19 protein-coding genes are annotated in these 21,573 nt (G+C 64.7%); 12 read left to right on the forward strand and 7 right to left on the reverse strand.

Annotated elements, in window-relative coordinates; all coding sequences use genetic code 11:
• Positions 1-53: 53 nt before the first annotated feature.
• From AC0L2J_RS02565 to ppx, 4 genes are all read left to right on the forward strand, one after another.
• A complete protein-coding gene (locus AC0L2J_RS02565) occupies positions 54-596 on the forward strand; it encodes a CDP-alcohol phosphatidyltransferase family protein (protein WP_026233129.1) in 543 nt (180 codons plus the stop codon).
• A gap of 93 nt (positions 597-689) precedes the next feature.
• Complete coding sequence (locus AC0L2J_RS02570; protein ID WP_473387004.1) at positions 690-1,367, forward strand: P-loop NTPase family protein; 678 nt, start codon at positions 690-692, stop codon at positions 1,365-1,367.
• Positions 1,368-1,495: 128 nt separating this feature from the next.
• Positions 1,496-3,688, forward strand: coding sequence for an RNA degradosome polyphosphate kinase (locus tag AC0L2J_RS02575; protein ID WP_473387228.1), 2,193 nt, complete (start codon positions 1,496-1,498; stop codon positions 3,686-3,688).
• A gap of 15 nt (positions 3,689-3,703) precedes the next feature.
• Positions 3,704-5,206 (forward strand): exopolyphosphatase, encoded by a 1,503-nt coding sequence (gene ppx / locus AC0L2J_RS02580; protein ID WP_007609385.1) that lies wholly within the window; start codon positions 3,704-3,706, stop codon positions 5,204-5,206.
• Positions 5,207-5,327: 121 nt separating this feature from the next.
• Here ppx and AC0L2J_RS02585 read toward each other — a convergent pair whose 3' ends face one another.
• Genes AC0L2J_RS02585 through AC0L2J_RS02595 form a run of 3 tightly spaced genes read right to left on the reverse strand, consistent with a single transcriptional unit; the run spans position 5,328 to position 7,677 of the window.
• Complete coding sequence (locus AC0L2J_RS02585) at positions 5,328-6,728, reverse strand: sensor histidine kinase (protein WP_473387006.1); 1,401 nt, start codon at positions 6,726-6,728, stop codon at positions 5,328-5,330.
• Complete coding sequence (locus AC0L2J_RS02590; protein WP_063992680.1) at positions 6,725-7,390, reverse strand: response regulator transcription factor; 666 nt, start codon at positions 7,388-7,390, stop codon at positions 6,725-6,727. The genes AC0L2J_RS02585 and AC0L2J_RS02590 overlap by 4 nt, the downstream gene beginning before the upstream one ends.
• On the reverse strand, positions 7,390-7,677 hold the full coding sequence (locus AC0L2J_RS02595) for a PepSY domain-containing protein (RefSeq protein WP_473387008.1): 288 nt from the start codon (positions 7,675-7,677) through the stop codon (positions 7,390-7,392). The genes AC0L2J_RS02590 and AC0L2J_RS02595 overlap by 1 nt, the downstream gene beginning before the upstream one ends.
• Before the next feature lie 275 nt (positions 7,678-7,952).
• On the opposite strand from AC0L2J_RS02595, the gene AC0L2J_RS02600 reads away from it, so the two are divergent.
• The 5 genes from AC0L2J_RS02600 (at position 7,953) to AC0L2J_RS02620 (ending at position 13,549) form a co-directional block, all read left to right on the forward strand.
• Positions 7,953-8,228, forward strand: a complete 276-nt coding sequence (locus AC0L2J_RS02600; protein WP_007609377.1) for a PepSY domain-containing protein — start codon at positions 7,953-7,955, stop codon at positions 8,226-8,228.
• An 11-nt stretch (positions 8,229-8,239) separates the two neighbouring features.
• Positions 8,240-8,803 (forward strand): cytochrome b/b6 domain-containing protein, encoded by a 564-nt coding sequence (locus tag AC0L2J_RS02605; RefSeq protein ID WP_473387010.1) that lies wholly within the window; start codon positions 8,240-8,242, stop codon positions 8,801-8,803.
• Between the two features lie 331 nt (positions 8,804-9,134).
• On the forward strand, positions 9,135-10,169 hold the full coding sequence (locus AC0L2J_RS02610) for an efflux RND transporter periplasmic adaptor subunit (RefSeq protein WP_473387230.1): 1,035 nt from the start codon (positions 9,135-9,137) through the stop codon (positions 10,167-10,169).
• Positions 10,170-13,238: an efflux RND transporter permease subunit gene (locus AC0L2J_RS02615; protein ID WP_473387012.1), complete on the forward strand. Its 3,069-nt coding sequence runs from the start codon at positions 10,170-10,172 to the stop codon at positions 13,236-13,238.
• On the forward strand, positions 13,238-13,549 hold the full coding sequence (locus tag AC0L2J_RS02620) for a DUF3240 family protein (protein WP_063992684.1): 312 nt from the start codon (positions 13,238-13,240) through the stop codon (positions 13,547-13,549). The genes AC0L2J_RS02615 and AC0L2J_RS02620 overlap by 1 nt, the downstream gene beginning before the upstream one ends.
• A 6-nt stretch (positions 13,550-13,555) precedes the next feature.
• On the opposite strand, the gene AC0L2J_RS02625 is transcribed toward AC0L2J_RS02620, so the two are convergent.
• Together AC0L2J_RS02625 and ndk are read right to left on the reverse strand one after the other, a co-directional pair.
• Positions 13,556-14,416 carry a TerC family protein gene (locus tag AC0L2J_RS02625; protein ID WP_473387014.1) on the reverse strand — a complete coding sequence of 287 codons (861 nt, stop codon included), beginning with the start codon at positions 14,414-14,416 and terminating at the stop codon, positions 13,556-13,558.
• A 44-nt stretch (positions 14,417-14,460) separates the two neighbouring features.
• Positions 14,461-14,883: a nucleoside-diphosphate kinase gene (gene ndk / locus AC0L2J_RS02630; protein WP_007591953.1), complete on the reverse strand. Its 423-nt coding sequence runs from the start codon at positions 14,881-14,883 to the stop codon at positions 14,461-14,463.
• Positions 14,884-15,193: 310 nt separating this feature from the next.
• Here ndk and AC0L2J_RS02635 point away from each other — a divergent pair, with 310 nt between their 5' ends.
• The 3 genes from AC0L2J_RS02635 (at position 15,194) to AC0L2J_RS02645 (ending at position 17,796) form a co-directional block, all read left to right on the forward strand.
• Positions 15,194-15,439: a sulfur globule protein precursor gene (locus AC0L2J_RS02635; protein ID WP_473387017.1), complete on the forward strand. Its 246-nt coding sequence runs from the start codon at positions 15,194-15,196 to the stop codon at positions 15,437-15,439.
• A gap of 249 nt (positions 15,440-15,688) precedes the next feature.
• Positions 15,689-15,862: a hypothetical protein gene (locus AC0L2J_RS02640; protein ID WP_007609361.1), complete on the forward strand. Its 174-nt coding sequence runs from the start codon at positions 15,689-15,691 to the stop codon at positions 15,860-15,862.
• Between the two features lie 71 nt (positions 15,863-15,933).
• Positions 15,934-17,796 carry an ABC-F family ATP-binding cassette domain-containing protein gene (locus tag AC0L2J_RS02645; RefSeq protein ID WP_473387019.1) on the forward strand — a complete coding sequence of 621 codons (1,863 nt, stop codon included), beginning with the start codon at positions 15,934-15,936 and terminating at the stop codon, positions 17,794-17,796.
• 140 nt (positions 17,797-17,936) lie between these two features.
• On the opposite strand, the gene AC0L2J_RS02650 is transcribed toward AC0L2J_RS02645, so the two are convergent.
• Positions 17,937-19,391, reverse strand: coding sequence for an HlyD family type I secretion periplasmic adaptor subunit (locus tag AC0L2J_RS02650; RefSeq protein ID WP_473387022.1), 1,455 nt, complete (start codon positions 19,389-19,391; stop codon positions 17,937-17,939).
• Entirely contained in the window at positions 19,378-21,510 is a 2,133-nt protein-coding gene (locus AC0L2J_RS02655) for a type I secretion system permease/ATPase (protein ID WP_473387026.1), read from the reverse strand. Before AC0L2J_RS02655 ends, AC0L2J_RS02650 begins: the two co-directional genes overlap by 14 nt.
• Positions 21,511-21,573: the final 63 nt, after the last annotated feature.

Raw genomic sequence — 21,573 nt, forward strand, 5'->3', positions numbered from 1 at the left:
TCAGCCTCCAAAGGGCCGAATTCGAGGTCAGGCCGGGTGCCGGGAAGCGCCGTGTGAGTATACCGAACATCATTACTTTGGGCCGCATCATGCTGGTCCCGATCATCGTCTGGGCCATCGTGTCGAGCCAAATGGAGGTGGCGTTCGCCGTCTTCCTGATCGCCGGTATCAGCGACGCGGTCGACGGCTTCCTTGCCAAGCGCTTCAACATGACGAGCGAGCTCGGCGCGTTGCTCGACCCGCTCGCCGACAAGGCGCTGCTGGTCTCGATCTACATGGCGCTGGGCATCTGGGGCGCGATTCCGCGCTGGATCGTCATCCTGGTGGTCTCGCGCGACATCATGATCGTCGCTGCCGTGATCATATCGTGGCTGTTCGACCGGCCTGTGGAGATGAAGCCCTCGAAGGTATCCAAGCTCAACACTGTGGCCCAGGTGGCGTTCGCGGCGCTGGTGCTGGCCGCCCTCGCCTTCGGCTTCAAACCCGGTCCGTATGATATAATCCTGATGGGCCTCGTCACGGTCTTCACGCTCTCCTCCGTGTCGCTCTATCTTGTCGAATGGTTGCGGCACATGAGCACGATCGAGGCCAAGTGAGTTGGGAAGCAGCCCCGTAAAAGGCCAACTCCCGCTCGATTAAGTCGCATCTCGTCAAACGAAGCCGGCACGCCGGCACGGAGCAAAGCAAGCGTGCCAGGCCGCGTTCATCCCCGACAATTGGCGTTTTCGCTTCCGCATGCGGAGAGCCTGAGCCGGGACAATTTCCTCGAAGGCCCCGTCAACGCCGCCGGTCTAGCCCTCATCGACGCCTGGCCGGAATGGCCGAGCCGGATCATGTGGCTGGCCGGCCCGGAAGGAAGCGGCAAGAGCCATCTCGCCGCGATCTGGGCAGAGGCTTCAGGCGCCCGCTCGACCACGGCCAATGGGCTGACCGCCGAAGCCGTCCCGGCTGCGCTCGTCACCGGCGCGCTGGTGGTCGAGGATCCCAAGGCCGGGGAATTCGACGAGCGCGCCCTGTTCCATCTGATGAATCTGGCCCGCGAGGACGGCGCCTACGTCCTCTTCACCGGACGCGAGGCGCCCGCTTCTCTCGAGATCGAACTCGCCGACCTGCGCTCGCGGCTCCGCGCCGTCCCCGTTGTCTCGCTGCTGCCGCCTGACGACCAGCTCTTCCGCGGCCTGATCGTCAAATTCTGCGCCGACCGCCAGCTCGCGGTGGACGAGAGCGTGGTCAGCTACCTCGCCACTCGCCTGGAGCGGTCCTCGGCCGCCGCACGACGGGCTGTGGACCTGCTGGACAGCGAGGCCCTGCGCCTCGGCCGCCCCGTCACCCGGGCCCTGGCGGCCGAGCTGCTTCGGGATGTCTGACCAAGGCGGCTTGACGCGGCCGGGCGGCGGAACATCAATGTCATCGAAACGTCATCGCTCTAACACATGCTCCCGCGGGTTTTGCGGCTAAGTCGCAAATTGGGGCGAACTGGATGGATCGACTTCTGATGGACTCTGCGCAAGCTGTTGAAGTTAAAGAGAAAGCCCCGGAAGCCGAAGGCCCGCCGGCGATCGCGTCGAACCCCGAGCGGTTCATCAATCGCGAGCTCTCCTGGCTGCACTTCAACCGCCGCGTCCTGGAGGAATCGGTCAATCCCAGCCACCCCATGCTGGAGCGGGTACGATTCCTGTCGATTTCAGCGAATAACCTCGACGAGTTCTTCATGGTCCGCGTCGCCGGCATCAAGGCCCAGGTGCGCGAGGGCATTGCCGAGCGCAGCCCCGACGGTCTGACACCATCCGAGCAGCTCGCGCTCATCAACCGGACCGTCTCGCAGCTTGCCTCCGACCAGCAGGCGATCTGGCGCGACCTGCGCGGCACGCTCGCCGACGAGGGCATCGTGCTGGTCGAGGGCAAGGAGGTCACCAAGGCGGAACGAACCTGGATCGAGGACTACTTCCTCAGCAACGTGTTCCCGCTGCTGACGCCGCTTGCGATCGACCCGGCCCACCCCTTCCCGTTCATTCCGAGCCTCGGCTTCACCATCGCGCTCCAGCTCACGCGCGCCGCCGACGGCAAGCAGATGAACGCGCTGATCCGCATGCCCGGCAAGATCGACCGCTTCATCCGCCTGCCGGCTGACGGCAAGGTCGTCCGGCTGATCTCGCTGGAGCAGGCCACTGCGCTATTCATCAACCGCCTGTTTCCCGGCTACAATCTTCACGGCCAGGGCGCCTTCCGTGTCATCCGCGACTCCGAACTCGAAATCGAGGAAGAGGCCGAGGATCTCGTCCGCTTGTTCGAGACCGCGCTGAAGCGCCGCCGCCGCGGCTCGGTGATCCGGCTCGAGATCGATGCCAAGATGCCGGAGCAGCTGCGCAGCTTCGTACAACACGCGCTGTCGACCGCCGACGACGAGGTGTTCCTGGTCGATGGCGTGCTCGCCATGAACGAGCTCTCGCAACTCACCCGCCTCGACCGGCCCGACCTGGAATTCACCCCTTACGTGCCCCGCCATCCCGAGCGCGTACGCGAGCAAGGCGGCGACATCTTCGCTGCGATCCGGCAGAAGGATCTCGTCGTTCATCACCCCTACGAATCCTTCGACGTCGTGGTGCAGTTTCTCCAGCAGGCGACGCGCGACCCCGACGTCGTCGCCATCAAGCAGACGCTCTACCGCACCTCGAGCAACTCGCCGATCGTGCGCGCGCTCGTGGAAGCCGCCGAAGCCGGCAAATCCGTCACCGCGCTGATCGAGCTGAAGGCGCGATTCGACGAAGAGGCCAACATTCGCTGGGCGCGCGACCTCGAGCGCGCCGGCGTGCAGGTCGTCTATGGCTTCCTTGAACTGAAGACCCACGCGAAATTGTCGATGGTGGTGCGCCGTGAAGGCGGCAGCCTCACGACCTACGTCCACACCGGCACCGGCAATTATCATCCGGTGACAGCGCGCATCTACACCGACCTCTCCTACTTCACCTCGGACCCGACCATCGGCCGCGACGCTGCCCGCGTGTTCAACTTCATCACCGGCTATGCCGCGCCGAGCGATCTGGAAAAGATGGCGGTCTCGCCGCTGACCTTGCGCAAGCGCATCATCGAGCACATCCAGGGCGAGACCGCGCATGCGCGGCACGGCCGGCCCGGTGCGGTCTGGATGAAGATGAACGCGCTGGTCGACCCCGACATCATCGACGCGCTCTACGAGGCCTCACAGGCCGGCGTGCAGGTCGAGCTCGTGGTGCGCGGTATCTGCTGCCTGCGGCCCGGCATTCCCGGGCTGTCGGAGAACATTCGCGTCAAGTCGATCATCGGACGCTTCCTGGAGCACGGCCGAATCTACTGCTTCGGCATGGGCCAGGGCCTGCCGAGCGCGAAAGCGGCTGTGTATATCTCCTCGGCCGACATGATGCCGCGCAACCTCGACCGCCGCGTCGAGGTGCTGTGTCCGCTGCAAAATCCCACGGTGCATCAGCAGGTTCTCGAACAGATCATGGTCGCGAATCTCAAGGACAATGAACAGAGCTGGCAATTGTTGCCGGACGGGTCTTCAACGCGTATGAAGACCGCGAAGGGCGAGGAGCCTTTCAACGTCCACAACTACTTCATGACAAATCCGAGTCTGTCTGGCCGTGGTAAGTCGCTCAAGGAATCCTCGCCGCGCCGCCTCACGCGCCGTAATGAACGTCATCAATCCTGATCCGGGATCGTCGACGTGAAGCGGCCGCGCAAGCGCGGCTCGAGCGTCGCGGTCATCGACATCGGCTCCAACTCGGTCCGGCTCGTCGTCTACGAGGGACTGACGCGGAGCCTCATTCCGATCTTCAACGAGAAGACGCTGTGCGGCCTCGGGCGCGAGGTGCAGAGCACGGGACTGCTTGCGCCCGACGCCGTCGACAAGGCGCTGACCTCGCTCAAACGCTTCCGTGCGTTGTGCCGGGTGATGCAGGTCGGACGGGTGTTTGCGATTGCGACCGCCGCCTGCCGCGACGCCTCCAACGGCCCCGACTTCATCGCCAAAGCCGAGCGCATCTGCGCGGTGAAAATCGAGATCCTGTCGGGCCCGCGCGAGGCGCGGCTGTCGGCGCTTGGCGTGATCTCCGGCATCCATCATCCCGACGGCATCGTCGGTGACCTCGGCGGCGGCTCGCTCGAACTGATCGACGTGCGCAAAAACACTGTGCGCAGCGGCGTGACGCTGCCGCTCGGCGGGCTCGCGCTGCAGGACCTCGCGCATAAATCCCTGAAACGCGCCGACCGCATTGTGCGCGAAGCGCTCGACGGGGTGCCGCAGCTCAAGGCAGGGAGCGGCCGCAGCTTCTACGCTGTCGGCGGCACCTGGCGCGCGCTTGCGCGCATCCACATCATCCAGAGCGGCTATCCGCTCCAGGTGATGCATGGCTATTCGATTTCGGCTGCCGAGGCACTCGATTTCTCACGTCGTCTCCGCCGGCTTGCGGCCGCCGGCATGCTCGCCGACATCGAGATCGTCGCCGATGCCCGGCGTCCGCTCCTCACCTATGCGGCGCTGGTGCTCGAGCACATCATCCGGGTGGCGAAGCCGAAGACCATCGTGTTCTCGACCTTCGGCGTGCGCGAGGGCCTGTTGCACGAGAAGCTGCCGGACTCCGAACGCAACAAGGACGGACTGATCTGCGCGGCCGAGGAGCTTAACCAGCTGCTGTCGCGTTCGGCAAGGCACGCGCGCGAGCTGATCGCCTGGACCGATCGCCTCGCGCGCGTGGTGAAGCTGCGCGAGACCGAGGAGGACCGCCGCCTGCGCCACGCCGCGTGCCTGCTGTCCGACATCGGCTGGCGCGTGCATCCCGACCATCGCGGCGAGCAGACGCTGAGCCTCGTCGTCAACGGCAATTTCGGCGCGATCACCCACACCGAGCGCGCCTTCGTCGGCCTGTCCGTGTTCTATCGCTATGCGGGGCTCAGCGAGGAGAACCAGCCGCCGGTCGCCATGCAGGAGCTGCTGACGCCGGCGCAGCTCGAACGCGCCCGCCTGCTGGGCGCGGCCTTCCGCGTCGCGCATCTGATCTCGGCGGCTCGTCCGGGCGTCTTGCCCGCGACGCACTTCCGCAGCGTGGGCCGCAAGCTGTTGCTGGTGTTCGAGCACCGCCTCGGCGATCTCGTCGCGGATCGCGTCGGCAGCCGCTTCCGCGCACTCGCCCGCCTGATCAACCGCGCCGGCTCGATCGTGCGGCGGTGACAAACAGAAGCGGCGCGCAAGGCAACGCTGCCTGGGCCAACGGGCGCTCAATGAACAGGCTGGTAAAGCCACGAAGCGGAACATTCTATCGGAGCGGCTGTTCCCAGCCACGGCGCCCCTCCTATGCGGGCGATCCGGGTTTTTGACCAGGAGCAGCCATTCGATCGCGGCTGCCCTCCGGCGTGACGATGGCTTTCAGTCCGCCGAGCTCCGAGTCCGTGAGAACAAGCTGCCAACGATAGGCACTGAGCACGTCCTGAACGATGGCGAGGCCAAGGCCGGTACCCTCGCCGCGCTCGTCCAGCCTTGCACCGCGTTCGAGCACGCGGCCGCGTTCGGCGGACGCGATGCCCGGGCCGTCGTCCTCGACCGTGATCGCCGGATTCGCGGTGGCATCCGCGCCGATGCGCACTTGGCTCTTGGCGTGACGGGCGGCATTTTCCAGGAGATTGCCCAGCACCTCGGCCAGATCAGTGCGATCGAGCGGCACGCTCGGCTCGCCCGTTATGCAGGTCCTGAATTCAAGCCGCTGCGCAGTGGGCGTGCGCGCCAGCGTCAGCATCAGGGACTCGACAAGCGGTCTGAGTGGCGTGGAAACATGGCCGCGCTGTCGTGCCGTCCCCCGCGCCCGGGCACGCGCCAGCTCGCGGTCGACGTGACGGCTCATCGCGTCGCCGACGGATTCGATTGCCTGGGCGACGTCCTGCTCACCTCGCCGACGCAAAAGCGCGACATCGGCCGCGAGTGCGGCAAGCGGCGTCTTCAATCCGTGCGCCAGGTCAGCGGCGCGGCTGCGCGAACGCTCGATCTCGCGCTCCTGGGCATCGATCAGGCTGTTGACCTCTTCCACCAGAGGCTTCACTTCGGCAGGGACGTCGACGGGGAGATGCTTGCGCTGGCCGGAGCGGACGTCCGCGACACCGCGGCGAAGCGCGTCGAGCGGGCGTAAGCCTAGTCCGACTTGGATCGAGGTGGCCACCGCCAGCACCAGGCTCAGCAGGCCGAGCGCCAGCACCAGATCCTTGGCGAATTGCGCGGCGGCGGCCGACGCGCGGGCGAGATCGCCGGCCACCGCGACGCGCACCGGCGCACGGCGGTCGCTCACGGTAAGCAGCACGCGGCGTTCACTGACCAGGAGCCGCGCGTTCGCGGGGCCAAGGATGACGTGACGGTGCAATTCGCCAGGCGACGGCTCATCCTGCGGCAAGTCCAGCGCCGTGTCCCACAGCGAACGTGAACGCAGCACCTGGCCGTCGTCGTCTGATACCTGCCAGTACAAACCCGAAAGCGGGTCTGCAAACCGCGGGTCGGCCGGCGGGCGGCCCACCATCAGCTTGCCCTGCGCATCGACGTCGATACCTGCGAGGAGTTGCTTGAGATAGACGTCGAGGTCGTCGCCGATGGTGCGCGTGACGTGGCGCTCGAACAACAGCGTCAGCCCGGCGCCGGCAATGGTCAGCGCGATCAGGATAGCTACGAATCCGCCAGCGATCAGTCGCAGCCGCAGCGAGCCCCGGCTCACGGCGTCCTCTCCGGTACCAGATAGCCGAAGCCGCGCCTGGTCTCGATCAGATCGGCACCGAGCTTCTTGCGCACGCGGCCGACCAGCACCTCGAGCGCGTTCGACTCATGGTCTTCGCCGTGACCATAGACGTTTTCGTCGAGCTCATGCTGCGACACCACGCGGCCTCGGTGGTGCAAGAGAAAGGCGATCAGACGGTATTCCAACGGCGACAACGCGACGGGCACGCCGCGCAGCGTCACCTTCATCTGGCGCTCGTCGAGTTCGACCTCGCCGGCGACAATCTTTGGGGAGGCATGCCCCGCCGCGCGGCGCACGATCGAGCGCAGCCGCGCCAGCAATTCCTCCATGCGGAAGGGCTTGGGCAGGTAGTCGTCGGCGCCCGCGTCGATACCATCGACGCGCTCGGCCCAGCTGCCACGCGCCGTCAGGATCAGCACCGGCATGGACCGTCCGTTCGCGCGCCACCGCTTGAGGACGGCGAGGCCGTCCATGCCGGGCAAGCCGAGATCGAGGACGACGGCGCCGTAGTCCTCGGTGTCACCGCGAAACCAGGCTTCCTCGCCGTTGCGGACGGTTTCGACCACATAGCCGCCCGCGCGCAAGGCCGTCTCCACGTCGGCCGCGATCCGTCGGTCGTCCTCCACGAGCAGCAGGCGCATCACTTCTCCTTGATGCGTTCAATCTCGCCGCTGCGCGCGTCCACATACGCTTCGTAGAGGTGGCCCTTTTCGCCGACGATGCGGAGCTCATAGATCCAGCGGCCGCGCTGACGCTCTATTTCGACGCCAGCGACCTCGCCCGGCAGCTTGCCTCGGACGGATGCGAGGATATCGGCGAGTGACTTGATCTCGCCCGCCTCGACTGCACGGCGAACCGCGTCGGGCGCGCCATTATCGTGGTCGCCTGCAGCCGCGGGCCCTGACGCGAGCACGACGCCCGCCAGCATTGGCACTGCGAGGAATCGCATAAGACCAGCTGATTGCATGGACAAAGAATGCCCCAATCGACCTGACGAAACGCTGACGTGGATCAATAGGGGCCCGGCCGGGCAGCGGACCCCGGTTACCGCCGGCTTCCGGGCCTGGAGCGTTGCCGCTCATTGGTCGCTTGGCTGACAATTCACTGACACCACCCAACAGGTGGCCGTCAGGGCTCTTCTGCCAATTTCCGCTCAACGCCTCGCCGCATGACGCGGCCGGGCGCCACAAGCCGGAGAGAACCATGCGCAAGATCACCATGTTCACCGCCATCGCCGCCTTGCTCGCAGCCGCCGCGACCGCTCACGCCGGCAGCCTCGGGCGTCCCTGCACTGCAGCGCCACAAACAAGCTGGCTGTCGCTCGAACAATTGCAGGCCAAGGTCGAAGCCCAAGGCTACAAAGTTCAGAAGGCCAAGCTCAAGAATGCCTGTGGTGAACTCTACACCATCGACAAGTCCGGCAGCCGGGTCGAGTTGTTTGTCGATCCGACCAGCGGCCAGATCGTCGGTCAGCTGTAAGGGTCAGCACCATGAGCGCCATTCACGACGCGACCCAGGCCGGCGGCGAGAAGCCGCCGGCCAAGGTCAAGGTCTGGGACCCCTTCGTGCGCGTTTTCCATTTGTCGCTTGCCGGGCTGTTTCTGCTCGCTTATGCGACCGGTGACGAGATCGAAAATGTCCATATCGCCGCCGGCTATATTATTGCCGGGTTGCTCGCGCTACGGATCGTGTGGGGCTTCGTGGGGCCGCGCCATGCGCGCTTTCGCGACTTCGTGCGTTCCCCGCGTGCAGTGCTCGCCTACATGCGCGACGTGGCGCTGCTGAGGGCGCCACGCTATCTCGGCCACAATCCAGCCGGTGGCGCGATGGTGATGGCGCTGATCGTCACGCTGCTCGGCACCTGCCTCACCGGTTACATGATGACGACCGGCAGCTTTTGGGGAGCAAAATGGGTGGAGGAGGTGCATGAGGCGTTCGCCAACCTCACGATCGGTCTCGTCGTCGTCCACGTGTTTGGCGTCCTGCTGGCGAGCTTCGAGCACCGCGAGAGCCTGGTGAAAGCGATGATCACCGGGAGGAAGCGTCCAACATGAGCTTAGATTGGTTGGCCTTACTGCTGCCTCTCCGAGAGGTGGGACGGCAGCTTGGCTTCCATTGGCGATGACCGAATTGACTGAGGTCGGCCGAAACGCTCCACCAAGAGCGAGCAGCCTCCCACAATGGCTGGCGCGCTTGAGGCAAATCAACTCACCAGCGCGCTGGTGGAGTAATCGAGACCTGCAGCCGATTGGCGCTTCTCTCGCCCGTGGGTGTGGGATCTTCCTCATGCGAGTCAGACGCGGAACTCTCCTTCTCACCTCTTCTGGGGGCGCATTCGTTCGTACGCTCTTCGCGGTTGCACTGAGCTTGTTACCTTCCGTGTCGATGGCGCGGGACGATGTGAAGCTGAGCGATGCGCAGGCGCGGAATCTAGGTGTGCGCGTGACCCATCCGATCGCGAGCCGGACCGACCTGACGCTGCCCTATCCTGTCCAAATCGTGATCCCGACGCCGCAATTGTGGGTGGTCAGCGCACCGGTGTCCGGCATGGTCGCCAATCTCCGGGCCGGGCGCGGCGACCGCATCTCGGCCGGCCAGCCGCTGGTCACCCTGGAAAGTCCAAGTTTCGTCTCTCAACAGCGCGACTACCTGCACGCGATCGCACAGGAGCTTCTCGCCGCCCAGCAGCTCAAGCGTAACGTCGATCTGTTCGAAGGCAAGGCTGTACCGCAACGCGTGTTGGAAACCAGCCAGGCCGAGGCGCGTCAGGCTACTCTCGTCGTCGCCGAGCGGCGGCAGATGCTGCATCTGAGCGGGATGTCCGATGAGGTAATTTCGCGGCTGGCCCAGGAAGCGGCTATCAGCGGGACGCTCACGGTCAATGCGCCGCAGCCTGCATCGGTGGTCGATGTCATGGTATCGCCAGGACAACGGGTCGAACAATCCACGCCGCTCATCAAGCTTGCGCGGCTCTCGCCGCTATGGGCCGAAATCGCGGTTCCTGCCGCCAATATCCGAGCGATCCGCACCGGTGCAAGTGTCGAGTTTGAGAATTATTCAACGCCCGGCAAGGTCATACTGGTCTCCGAGACCATCGACCCTGGCACCCAAACCATTCTGGTTCGCGCGGAAGTGCCCAACGACGGAGAGCTGCATCCTGGTCAGACGACCGCAGCCCGCATCGGCTTTCTCTCCGCCGATGAAAGCGCCTGGGAGATTCCCTATAGCGGGCTGGTGCGGCGGGGCGAACAAACGTCGGTCTTTGTCGCGTTCGACGGCGGTTTTCGGCTGGTCTCGGTCAAGCTGGTTGCGGAAGATCAGGACCATGTCGTCGTGTCGGGCCCCGTGACAGAGCAGGACGAGATCGCAATCGGGGGCGTCTCGGCGCTTCGCGGCATTCTCTCGGGACTGGGACAGTAGATGCTCCGGCGACTGATCGCGTTCGCGCTTTCCCAGCGATTGTTCGTTATGCTGGGGGTGGTGCTGTTGGTCGCCGCCGGCGTCGTCCTCCTGCCCGGCCTGCCGATCGACGCGTTTCCCGACGTCTCCCCGGTCCAGGTGAAGATCATCATGAAGGCGGCGGGCCTCACCCCGGAAGAGGTCGAGCAGCGCATCACGGTCCCTATCGAGCTTGAACTGCTTGGATTGCCTAACAAGAAAGTCCTTCGTTCAACCACGAAGTATGCATTGGCTGATATCACCGTCGATTTCGAAGACGGCACTGACATCTACTGGGCGCGCAACCAGGTGTCGGAACGACTATCGAGCATCTCGCGTGATTTCCCTGACGGGGTGAGCGGCGGTCTTGCGCCGATCACGAGTCCCCTGGGCGAAATGTTCATGTTCACGATCGATAGTCCCGAACTCTCGCTCGCCGAACGCCGGGGCCTGCTCGATTGGGTGATCCGTCCCGCCCTGCGTACTGTCGCCGGTGTTGCCGACGTCAATGCGCTCGGCGGTTATGTGCGCGCCTTCGAGATCGTGCCGCGCAGCGATGCACTTGCCGCCCGCGGCATATCGTATGACCTGTTCCGTCGGGCGATCGAAGCCAACAGTCGCAACGATGGCGCCGGACGGGTGAACCAGGGCGAGGACAGCACCTTGGTTCGGGTTGAAGGCAGCATCCGGTCGACAGAGGATATCAAGGCCATAGTCGTTGACGCGCGCGAGGGAGTGCCGATCCTGGTCAAGGACGTCGCGAACGTCCAGGTCGGGACGCTGACCCGCTATGGCGCAGTTACGTCGGACGGGCACGGCGAAACCGTCGAGGGGCTGGTCCTCGGCTTGCGCGGCGCCAATGCGGGGCAGCTCGTCCGAGACGTACGTGCCCGACTTGCCGAGTTGCAGCCCTCGCTGCCGAAGAGCGTTTCGATCAACGTGTTTTATGACCGCAGCCGCTTGGTCAACCGCGCGGTGGGCACGGTGATTCGGGCGCTCGGCGAGGCCACCGTCCTCGTCATCGTTCTTCTGCTGCTTTTCCTCGGCAACTGGCGCGCCTCGCTGGTGATCGCTCTCAGCCTGCCGCTGGCCATTCTCATGGCGCTCATCGTCATGCGCGTCGTGGGAATGTCGGCCAACCTGATGAGCCTGGGTGGACTTGCGATCGCGATCGGCATGTTGATCGACGCGCTGGTTGTCGTCGTCGAGAACATCGTCGGCAACCTCGGCAAGCACGAACCGAGCAAGGCGACTCCGCTGATCCACCTGGTGTACCGGTCGGTTTGCGAAGTCCTGGAACCCGTCGCCTCGGGCGTCCTCATCATCATGATCGTGTTCGTACCGCTGCTGACCCTGCAGGGATTGGAAGGGAAGCTATTCATCCCAGTCGCACTGGCAATCATTTTCGCGCTCGCCAGCTCGTTGCTGCTGGCGCTGACCGTGATCCCGGTCGCAACCTCCTATCTGCTGAAGTCCGCGTCACATCGCGATCCCCTGCTGATTCGTGCGGCACAGCGGATCTACGCACCGGCGCTGGACTGGGCCTTGGACAACGAGCGCAAGGTGATTGCTGCAGCGCTGATCGGCCTGCTCGCTGCGGGCTTCGGTTATTCAAAGCTCGGCAAGACCTTCATGCCGACGATGGACGAAGGCGACATCATCGTCAGTGTAGAGACGCTTCCTTCCGTCAACCTCGACGAGTCATTGGCTATAAATGCAAGGCTCCAGACCGCACTTCTGGCCGTACCGGATATTGCCGGTATCGTCGCACGGACCGGGTCGGACGAGCTCGGCCTCGATCCCATGGGCCCCAACCAGACCGACACGTTCCTCGTGCTCAAGCCGGCCGCCGAGAGACAGACCGACAGTCGCGAGACCCTGCTGCAGAAGCTTCGTGAGGTTCTGAACGGCTTTCCCGGTATCTCGCTCAGCTTCACCCAACCGATCGACATGCGCGTGCAGGAGATGATCAGCGGCGTGCGCGGCGACGTCGCAGTGAAGATCTTCGGCCCCGACATCGGCAGACTGAACGAAATCGCGGCAAAGCTGTCGGGCATCCTGTCCGGCATAGACGGTGCCGAGGACGTCTACACCACGCTCAACGAAGGCGCTGAATATTACACGGTGGCCGTCAATCGAATGGAGACCGGTCGCCTCGGCCTGACGGTGGACTCCATAGCGAACTCACTCCGCACGCAAATCGAGGGCCGAACGATCGGGACCGCGCTTGAGGGGGGACGCCGCATGCCGATCCTCATCCGCGGGAGCAAGTCGACCAGGGAGACGCCGACGCTGTTGGCGAGCCTGCCAATGACGCTCGCTTCCGGACAGCATGTGGCGCTGTCGCAGGTCGCCCGAATCCAACGAGTGGACGGCCCCGTGAAAATCGACCGCGAAGACGGCTCGCGGATGAGCGTGGTCCGCGCCAACGTCCGGGGCCGCGACATGGTGGGCTTCGTCGAAGCGGCGCGCCAGAAAGCCGCCGAACTCCCGCTCCCGGAAGGCTACCGGCTGACCTGGGGCGGGCAATTCGAGAACCAGCAACGTGCCGCCGCACGTCTGTCCGTCGTGGTGCCGGTTGCGATCGGTCTGATCTTCCTGCTGCTCTTCACCACATTCGGCGCCATACGACAGGCCTTGCTGGTCCTCGTCAACATTCCCTTTGCCTTGATCGGGGGCGTCTTCGCACTGGTTCTGACGGGCGAATATCTTTCAGTGCCAGCCTCTGTCGGCTTCATCGCACTGCTCGGCATCGCCGTTCTGAATGGCGTTGTCCTGGTCTCTCATTTCAATCAGCTGCGGGCCCGCGGCCTGAGCGAGGATCGTATCGTCGTCGAAGGCGCCATGCGCAGGCTTCGGCCAGTGCTGATGACCGCGAGCATTACGGCGTTCGGCTTGATCCCGCTGCTGTTTGCCTCCGGTCCAGGATCCGAAGTCCAGCGACCGCTCGCCGTTGTCGTGATCGGAGGGCTCCTGTCGTCCACCCTGCTCACTTTGATTCTCTTGCCGATCCTGTATCGCCGCTATGGCGGGACGCCGAAGGTGACCTGATGATCGACCAGCCGGTCTGCCTCACGCTGATCTTGTCTCGCCAACTCTGCGACGAGGTGTTCGACTATCTTACCGAGCAGACCGATCTTGTTTCGGGGTTCACCGCATTGCACGGGGCTGGTCACGGCGCCGAAGTCCGATTGCACACGGCGGCCGAACGCGTGAAGGGCAACGCCGATCAGGCCATCGTGCAGATCATCATGGCGAGGAGCGATGCTGGCCGCTTGCTCGACCGACTGCGAGTTCCGTTCGCCGGAGCCAAGATCGTCTACTGGACGACGCCCGTGACGGAGTTCGGCGCGATCGACTGAAGCAGCCTATTCCGCCGAGGCCTTGGCGTGGCGCTCGGAGGATTCCAGCGCGGCCGCGCTCATGCTGCGCCGGCGCCAGACGTATCCGACGACCAGCACGACGACGGCGCCGAGAGCTGCGCAGAGATATTCGCCGCCTCCGCCGCCATGCGCGAATTGCGGTGGGATGCGCAAGGCGCCGAGCATGTTGTCCAGCGAGGCGCCGAACGGACCGTCGAACAGCGTGTGCAGCCTCGGCGCGATGCCGGGATCGGTCGCGATCACTTCGCCCGCGATCCAGCCGAGCAGCGCCGCGCCGGCCCACACCAGCACCGGCAGCCTTGCGAGCAGCGCCATGATCAGCGCCGCGCCGGCGACGATCAAGGGCACGCTGATGGCAAGACCGAGCACCAGCAAGGGCGCGCTGCCATTGGCGGCCGCGGCCACCGCAATGACGTTGTCCAGGCTCATGACGATGTCGGCGACGACGACGATCTGCACGGCCTGCCACAGATGCGAGGCCGACTCGACGCCGTCCTCGTCCTCCTGTTCCGGCACCAGCAGCTTTGCCGCAATCACGATCAGCGCAAGACCGCCGACCAGCTTGAGGTACGGCAGCTCCATCAGGCTCGCGACGATGCCCGTGAAGATGATCCGCAGCAGCACCGCGGCGCCGGCACCCAGGATCATGCCCCACAGCCGATGCCGCGGCTTGAGGCCGCGGCAGGCGAGCGCAATCACCAGCGCATTGTCGCCGGACAAGAGGATGTTGATCCAGATGATCTTGCCGACCGCGACCCAGAAAGTCGGTTCGGCCATCTCAACGCGGAACTGGGTGAAGAATGCCCCGATCGTAGCGGGATCGAAGATCTGCCAGAGCCAGTTCACACTACGTCCTTTCGCCGCGTCTCGTTACCTGATCGGCTGACGGATCAGCCGACGATCTCGTTGCCCGAGAAGAACTGCGCGATCTCGATCGCAGCGGTTTCCGGCGCATCCGAACCGTGCGCGGAGTTCTCGCCGATCGACTTTGCGTAGAGCTTGCGGATGGTGCCGTCAGCCGCCTTGGACGGATCGGTCGCGCCCATCACGTCGCGATACTTGGAGACGGCACCCTCGCCTTCCAGCACCTGGACCACCACGGGGCCGGACGTCATGAAGTCCACGAGCTCACCGAAGAAGGGGCGCGCCTTGTGGACCGCATAGAAGGTCTCGGCCTGTTCCTTGGTCATGCGGATGCGCTTCTGCGCGACGATACGCAGGCCCGCCTTCTCGATCACGGCGTTAACCGCACCGGTGAGGTTACGCGCGGTGGCGTCGGGCTTGATGATCGAGAAGGTGCGTTCGATGGCCATGATGTTGTCCTTGAAGAGAAAACGGTGGTTCGGAGTTGCCGGGCTTATATCGGCGCCTTCGCAATACGGCAAGCGACCGCCAAAACCGACTCGGGGACGCTTCGCCGCAGCCCAGGGGCCGGAATTCCAAGATGGATTACAACGATTTCACCCAAATGAACCCAATCTGAAGGCCTCGTCAGGGTTTGGTTCAGCCTCGTTCGGATAACCTCAGGTCCATCGAAACCAAAGCCTCTGCCCGAGGCGGACCGTTTCGGCGGCCTTTCCATCGACGCGATAGCCCCGCGCCGACAGATTTGAGGAGATCACCATGTTGAGGAAACTTTCGCTCGCCGCCATCGCCGCGGTTGCGCTTGGTGCCGCGCTGGCACCGACCTCCGCGTCCGCTCATTGGCATGGCGGCTGGGGTCACGGCGGCGGCGGTGGCTGGCATCATGGCTGGGGTGGCCCGCGCTTCTATGCCCCCGTCTCCTACGGCTACGGCGGCTGCTATGTGCGCCGGCTGGTCCCGACCCCCTGGGGACCCCGCTGGCGGACGATCAACCGCTGCTACTGAGCCCGACAGCACCTTTCCAAGGATACCTGACCCCAAGGATACCTGACCCCAAGGGTACCTGAGCCCCCAAGGTACCTTCCAAGCGAAGCCCCGGCGTCCCCAGCGCCGGGGCTTTGTATTCGCAGGGGGATATTGCGTGGCTTCACACAATTTTTGCTAGAATGCCTCGCAATCGCCGCGAGTGGCGAAACCATTTGGGGACCAAGGACTTGGTACCGTGTCGCTTCTTTGAGAACACGGAACCCTGCGATGGTTAGTCTTTTCGCCGATGACAGCGAGCAAATCGACCGGCGCACCAGCCGCTCGATCCGCGATGCGGTGGGCGAACGGCTCCAGCAGAGCCTGCGGCCCGAAGCCAGGCTGCCGACGCACCTCGAGCAACTCCTCAATGAGCTGAAGCAGCGCGAGCGCGATTCGCACTGAGTTGACGAGCACCGGCTTGCAGACACGGAAAAACGGGTTGCGTTTGATCGCCGGTGCGGTGACAAGGCCGCATGCTCTCCATCAGCGACCTCTCCATCCGCCTGGCCGGACGCCTTCTGATTGACCAGAGTTCCGTGCAGATCACGCCCGGATCCCGCGTGGGCATGGTCGGTCGCAATGGCACCGGCAAATCGACCCTGTTCAAGGTGATCCGCGGCGAGCTCGCGGCCGAGCACGGCACGGTGACCCTGCCGCCCCGTTGGCGTGTCGGCAGCCTCGCGCAGGAAGCGCCGAACGGCCCCGAGAGCCTGATCTCGGTCGTGCTCAAGGCCGACCTCGAACGCGACGCGCTGCTCACCGAGGCCGAGAGCGCAACCGATCCGCACCGGATCGCCGAGATCCAGACCCGGCTGGTCGACATCGACGCCCATTCGGCGCCGAGCCGCGCCGCAGCGATCCTCTCCGGCCTCGGCTTCTCCGCCACCGACCAGCTCCGCCCCTGCGCCGAATTCTCCGGCGGCTGGCGCATGCGTGTCGCGCTCGCCGCCACGCTGTTCGCGGCTCCCGACCTGTTGCTGCTCGACGAGCCCACCAACTATCTCGACCTCGAAGGCACGCTGTGGCTGGAGGATCACCTCGCGCATTATCCGCGCACCGTGATCGTGATCAGCCATGACCGCGACCTGCTGGAAAGCTCCGTCGACCAGATCCTGCATCTGGATCGCAGCAAGCTCACGCTTTACAAGGGCACCTACTCCTCCTTCGAGGAGCAGCGCGCCATGCGCGAGATGCTCGATGCCAAAGCGGTCAAGCGCCAGGAAGCCGAACGCGCCCGCCTGCAAGCCTTCGTCGATCGCTTCAAGGCCAAGGCCTCGAAAGCCCGCCAGGCGCAGTCCCGTGTGAAAATGCTGGAGCGGCTGAAGCCGATCACGGCGCTGGTCACCCAGGACGTACGCGAGATCAGCTTTCCGGCGCCCGAGAAGATCCTGTCGCCGCCGATCATCGCCGCCGACAACGTCGTGGTCGGCTACGATCCGAACACGCCCGTGCTGAACCGCGTCACCTTGCGCGTCGACAATGACGACCGCATCGCGCTGCTTGGTTCCAACGGCAACGGCAAGTCGACCCTTGTGAAACTGCTCGCCGGCCGCCTCGCGCCGTTCTCGGGCAAGGTGACCCGCGCCGACAAGCTCTCGATTGCCTATTTCGCCCAGCACCAGCTCGACGAATTGAACGAGGATGCCTCGACCTACGACCACGTCCGCAAGCTGATGGGCGAGGCGCCCGAAGCGAAAGTACGCGCCCGCGCCGGCGCGATCGGCTTTTCCGGCAAGGCGGCCGACACCAAGGTCGGAAAATTGTCGGGTGGCGAGAAGGCGCGGCTCCTGCTGGGCCTTGCGACCTTTTTCGGCCCCAACATGATCATCCTGGACGAGCCGACCAACCATCTCGACATCGACAGCCGCGCCGCGCTTGCGGAAGCCATCAACGAATTCCCCGGCGCCGTCATCATGGTTTCGCATGATCGCTATCTGATCGAGTCCTGCGCCGATCAACTCTGGATCGTCGCCGACCGCACCGTGACCAATTACGACGGCGATCTCGACGAATATCGCCGCCTGGTGCTGTCCGCGCGCAATGGCGAGCCCGCCCCGCGCGAGCGCAGCGCGGCGAGCGAGAAGCCGCAGCGTCCGAGATCGGACAATCGCGGCTCGCTGAAAAAACGCATCGCGGAAGCCGAATCCGAGATCGCCCGCGTCAGCGAGATCATCAGCAAGATCGACACTGCGCTCGCCCTGCCCGACATCTTCACCCGCGATCCCAAGCAGGCCGCGCAACTGTCGAAAGCCCGCGCCAATGCGGCCGACGCGCTGGCGCGCGCCGAGGAGCAGTGGCTCGAGGCAAGCACGCAATTCGACGAGGCGGCGGGTTGACGCCCCTACAAGGGCCGACATTAAAATCCGAAAAACAACCCCATGCACAGTACCGGTATTGTGCTACCCGGTAATTAGTCGTTGAATAACGTGTTCTTTGCCGGCCCGTCTGGCGAAGCTTCGTCGGCAACAGGCGGGAACTAGCGCTCCCGCATGATCTCGTGCCGGTAGCGCTGCAGCGGCGATAGCAGGTAGCTCAGGATGGTGCGCGAACCGGTCCTGATCTCGACGGTCACCGCCATCCCCGGGGAGAGATTGACGAGGCGGTCGTCCACCTGCATTTGGCTGCGATCGAGCGAGATGCGGGCGCTGTAGCTCAACTCCTGCCCGCTGGGCTCGCTGCTGTCGCGTTGCGTCCCGGGCGCACGGTCGCTCCCGCGCTCCTGGGGCCGATCGCGGACGATGGCGTCCTGCGAGACGCTCACGACCCGGCCTGCGAGAAGCCCGTAACGGGTGAAATTGAAGGTATCGATCTTGATGGCGGCGCCCTGCCCGGCCTCGACAAATCCGATGTCACGATTGGAGATCATCGCCTCGATCTCGAGCCGCGTATCGGTCGGCACGATCACCAGCAGCGACTGTGCGGGCGTGACCACGCCGCCTACGGTGTGGACCGCGAGCTGCTGCACGACGCCGTCGACCGGGGACGTCAGTTGCTGAAGCCTCGTCCTCTGCTGCGCCTTGATCAGATCGCGCGCGATGCCATTGGCTTTCTGTTCGCTCTTGGCAAGCTCGTCGGAGAGACTTTTCCTGTGCTCGGCCAGGGCCTGGATGCGGGTCTCCCGGATCGCTGCGACGGCCGCCTCGGCCTCCTTCAAGCGGCTGCTCTGGACGCGAAGCTCCTCCTGCTGCTCGATCTGGAGCTGGAGGGTCTCATAGTAGGTCAGCTTCGAGCCGATCTCCTTCTCCATCAGCGTCTTGCGGATCTCGACACGCTGCTGGGTGACCGGCAGCAACGCATCAAGCTTGTGAATCGTCGCCGCAATGGTCTGATGTTCGGCCTCCTTCTGCGCTTCCTGACGTGCCAGCGCCGCGAGCTTGGCCCTGTTCTCGCTGACCTGATTGGCGAGGAGCTGCCGTTGCGTCGCGACCAGCATGGGATCGGCGTCCTCTGGTACGACGAGATCGACGGACACATCTTCGCTGCCCGCCAATGCGGCGCGGAGGCGCGCGACGTTGAGCCGCTCGGCCATGAGATCGTCGTGCAAACGATCGCGCTCTGCGGCGTTCACGGTCGGATCAAGCTCGATCAGCAGGTCGCCAGATTTGACCGGTTGCCCGTCCTGCACGTGAATGGCGCGCACCACCCCGGTCTCGAACGGCTGGACCACCTTGCTTCGCCCGCTCGACACGACCTTGCCGGTTGCGGAGGCCACGATGTCGATCGTGCCCCAGGCCGACCAGGCCAGCGCCGCGCAGACAAGCAGCATCAGCGCCAGGGCGATGGCGCGGCCGATCGGCGATGGCGGTGTTTCCGTGATTTCCAGCGCCGCCGGCAGGAAGGCGACTTCATCGGCGCGGCGGCCCTTTCCATTCCGGAACGGGATCACAGTCTGCTCCGGCCGAGCGGCCGGCACAGTGCTAGCCGACCTCATAAATGCCTCCCTGGAGACGATGCAGGGCGGCATAGCGGCCGCCGGTCTTGATCAGCGCATCATGCGTGCCGTCCTCGACCAGACGGCCGCGTTCGAGGGTGAAGATGCGATCGGCGCCGCGGACGGTGGACAGACGGTGCGCGATGATCAGGACGGTGCGGCCTTTCGCGATCTCCTTCATGTTGTCATGGATGATCCGCTCGCTTTCATAGTCGAGCGCACTGGTGGCTTCGTCGAAGATCAGGATCCGGGGATTGCTCACCAGCGCGCGGGCGATCGCGATGCGCTGGCGCTGCCCGCCCGAGAGCGTCGAGCCGCGCTCGCCGACCACCGTATCGTAGCCCTCGGGGAGCTCCAGAATGAAATCATGTGCGCCCGCCAGCTTTGCCGCGTCGATGATGCGATCCATCGACAAGCTCGGATCGGCCAGCGCGATGTTGTCGCGCACCGACCGGTTGAACAGCATGTTATCCTGGAGCACGATTCCGATCTGCCGACGGAGCCCGGCCGGGTCGGTCGTCATCAGATCCATTCCGTCGACCAGCACGCGGCCGCTTTGCGGAACGTAGAGCCGCTGCACCAGCTTGGCGAAGGTGCTTTTGCCCGAGCCGGACGATCCGACGATGCCGACGGTTTGTCCGGCTGGAATATCGAATGAGACATCGTGCAGGATCTCGGGCCCATCAAGCCGGTAGCGGAAAGACACGTGCTCGAAGCGGATGTTGCCCCGGATCGGCGGCAGCCCCGCGCGGGCGGCGGAGTAAGCCGGCTCCGCGGCGCTGTTGAGGATGTCGCCGAGCCGCGCGATCGACAGCCGCGCTTGATGAAAATCCTGCCAGACCTGCGCGAGCCGCAGCACCGGGGCCGACACCCGCCCCGCGAAGATGTTGAAGGCCACGAGCTCGCCGACGGTCAAGGCGTCACCGATCACGAGTCTGGCGCCGACATAGAGAATGGCGGCGGTAACGACCTTGCTGACGAGCTGCACGAGCTGGCTTGCCGTGTTGCCGAGGCTGGTGACCCCGAAGCTCGCCGAGACATAACCGGCGAGCTGCTCTTCCCAGCGGCGCTGCATCTGCGGCTCGACCGCCATCGCCTTCAGCGTTTCGATGCCGCTGACGCTCTCGACCAGGAAGGCCTGGTTCTCGGCGCCACGGCGGAATTTCTCGTCCAGCCTGCGGCGAAACAGCGGCGTCGCCACAGCCGAGATCGCAATGTAGAACGGGAACGACGCCAGCACGATGAAGCTCATCTGCGCCGAATAGGCGAACATCACCGCCAGGAACACCGAGGTGAAGACCAGGTCGATGAGAAGCGTCAGCGACGAGCTGGTGATGAAATTGCGGATGTTCTCGAGCTCACGGACTCGGGCCACGGAATCTCCGACGCGCCTGGCCTGAAACCACGCCATCGGCAGCGCTAGCAGATGGTGGAACAGGCGGGCCCCGAGCTCGACGTCGATGCGGTTGGTCGTGTGCGCAAACAGGTAATTGCGCAGGATCCCGAGCACGGTGTCGAACAGGGAGACGACGACGAGGCCGATGACGAGGACGTCGAGCGTGGACAGCGAGCGGTGCACCAGCACCTTGTCGATGACGACCTGGAAGAACAGCGGCGAGACCAGCGCAAAAAGCTGGAGGAAGAACGAAGCCGCCAGCACTTCGCTCAGCAGCCGCCGGTATTTGCCGATCGCGCCGATGAACCAGGTGATATCGAAGTGCCGCCCGAGGTCAGACAGGCCGGCGCGCCGGACCATCAGGATCAAGCCGCCGTCCCAGATCGCGCTCAGCTCGTCGCGATCCATCAGCACCGGCCGCTGCGCCTCCGGGGACTGCACCAGCACCTTGTCGGCGGAGGCCTTTGCGATCACCATGAAGCCGCCGTCCCGCAGCATTGCGATCGCAGGCAGCGGAGTGTCCGACAGACGGCTCCACTGCGTTCGATAGGTTCGCGCTTTAAGTCCGAGAGACCTGGCGCAGCGGACGATATCCGCTGCGCCGAAGCTTGCCGCGCCGAGCCGGTGCCTGAGCTGCGCGCGATCGGCCGCAACACCTTGCAAATGCAGCAGCGTCAGCAGCGCATCGAGCCCCGTGTCTGTGGAGACCGCGTTCGTCGTCATCAGCGTTCTCCGGGCCGATGCAGCGAGAACGCCATGGCGTGAAGTCGAATCGAGCTTGGCCAG

This window comes from Bradyrhizobium sp. MV1.5 (assembly GCF_055807615.1).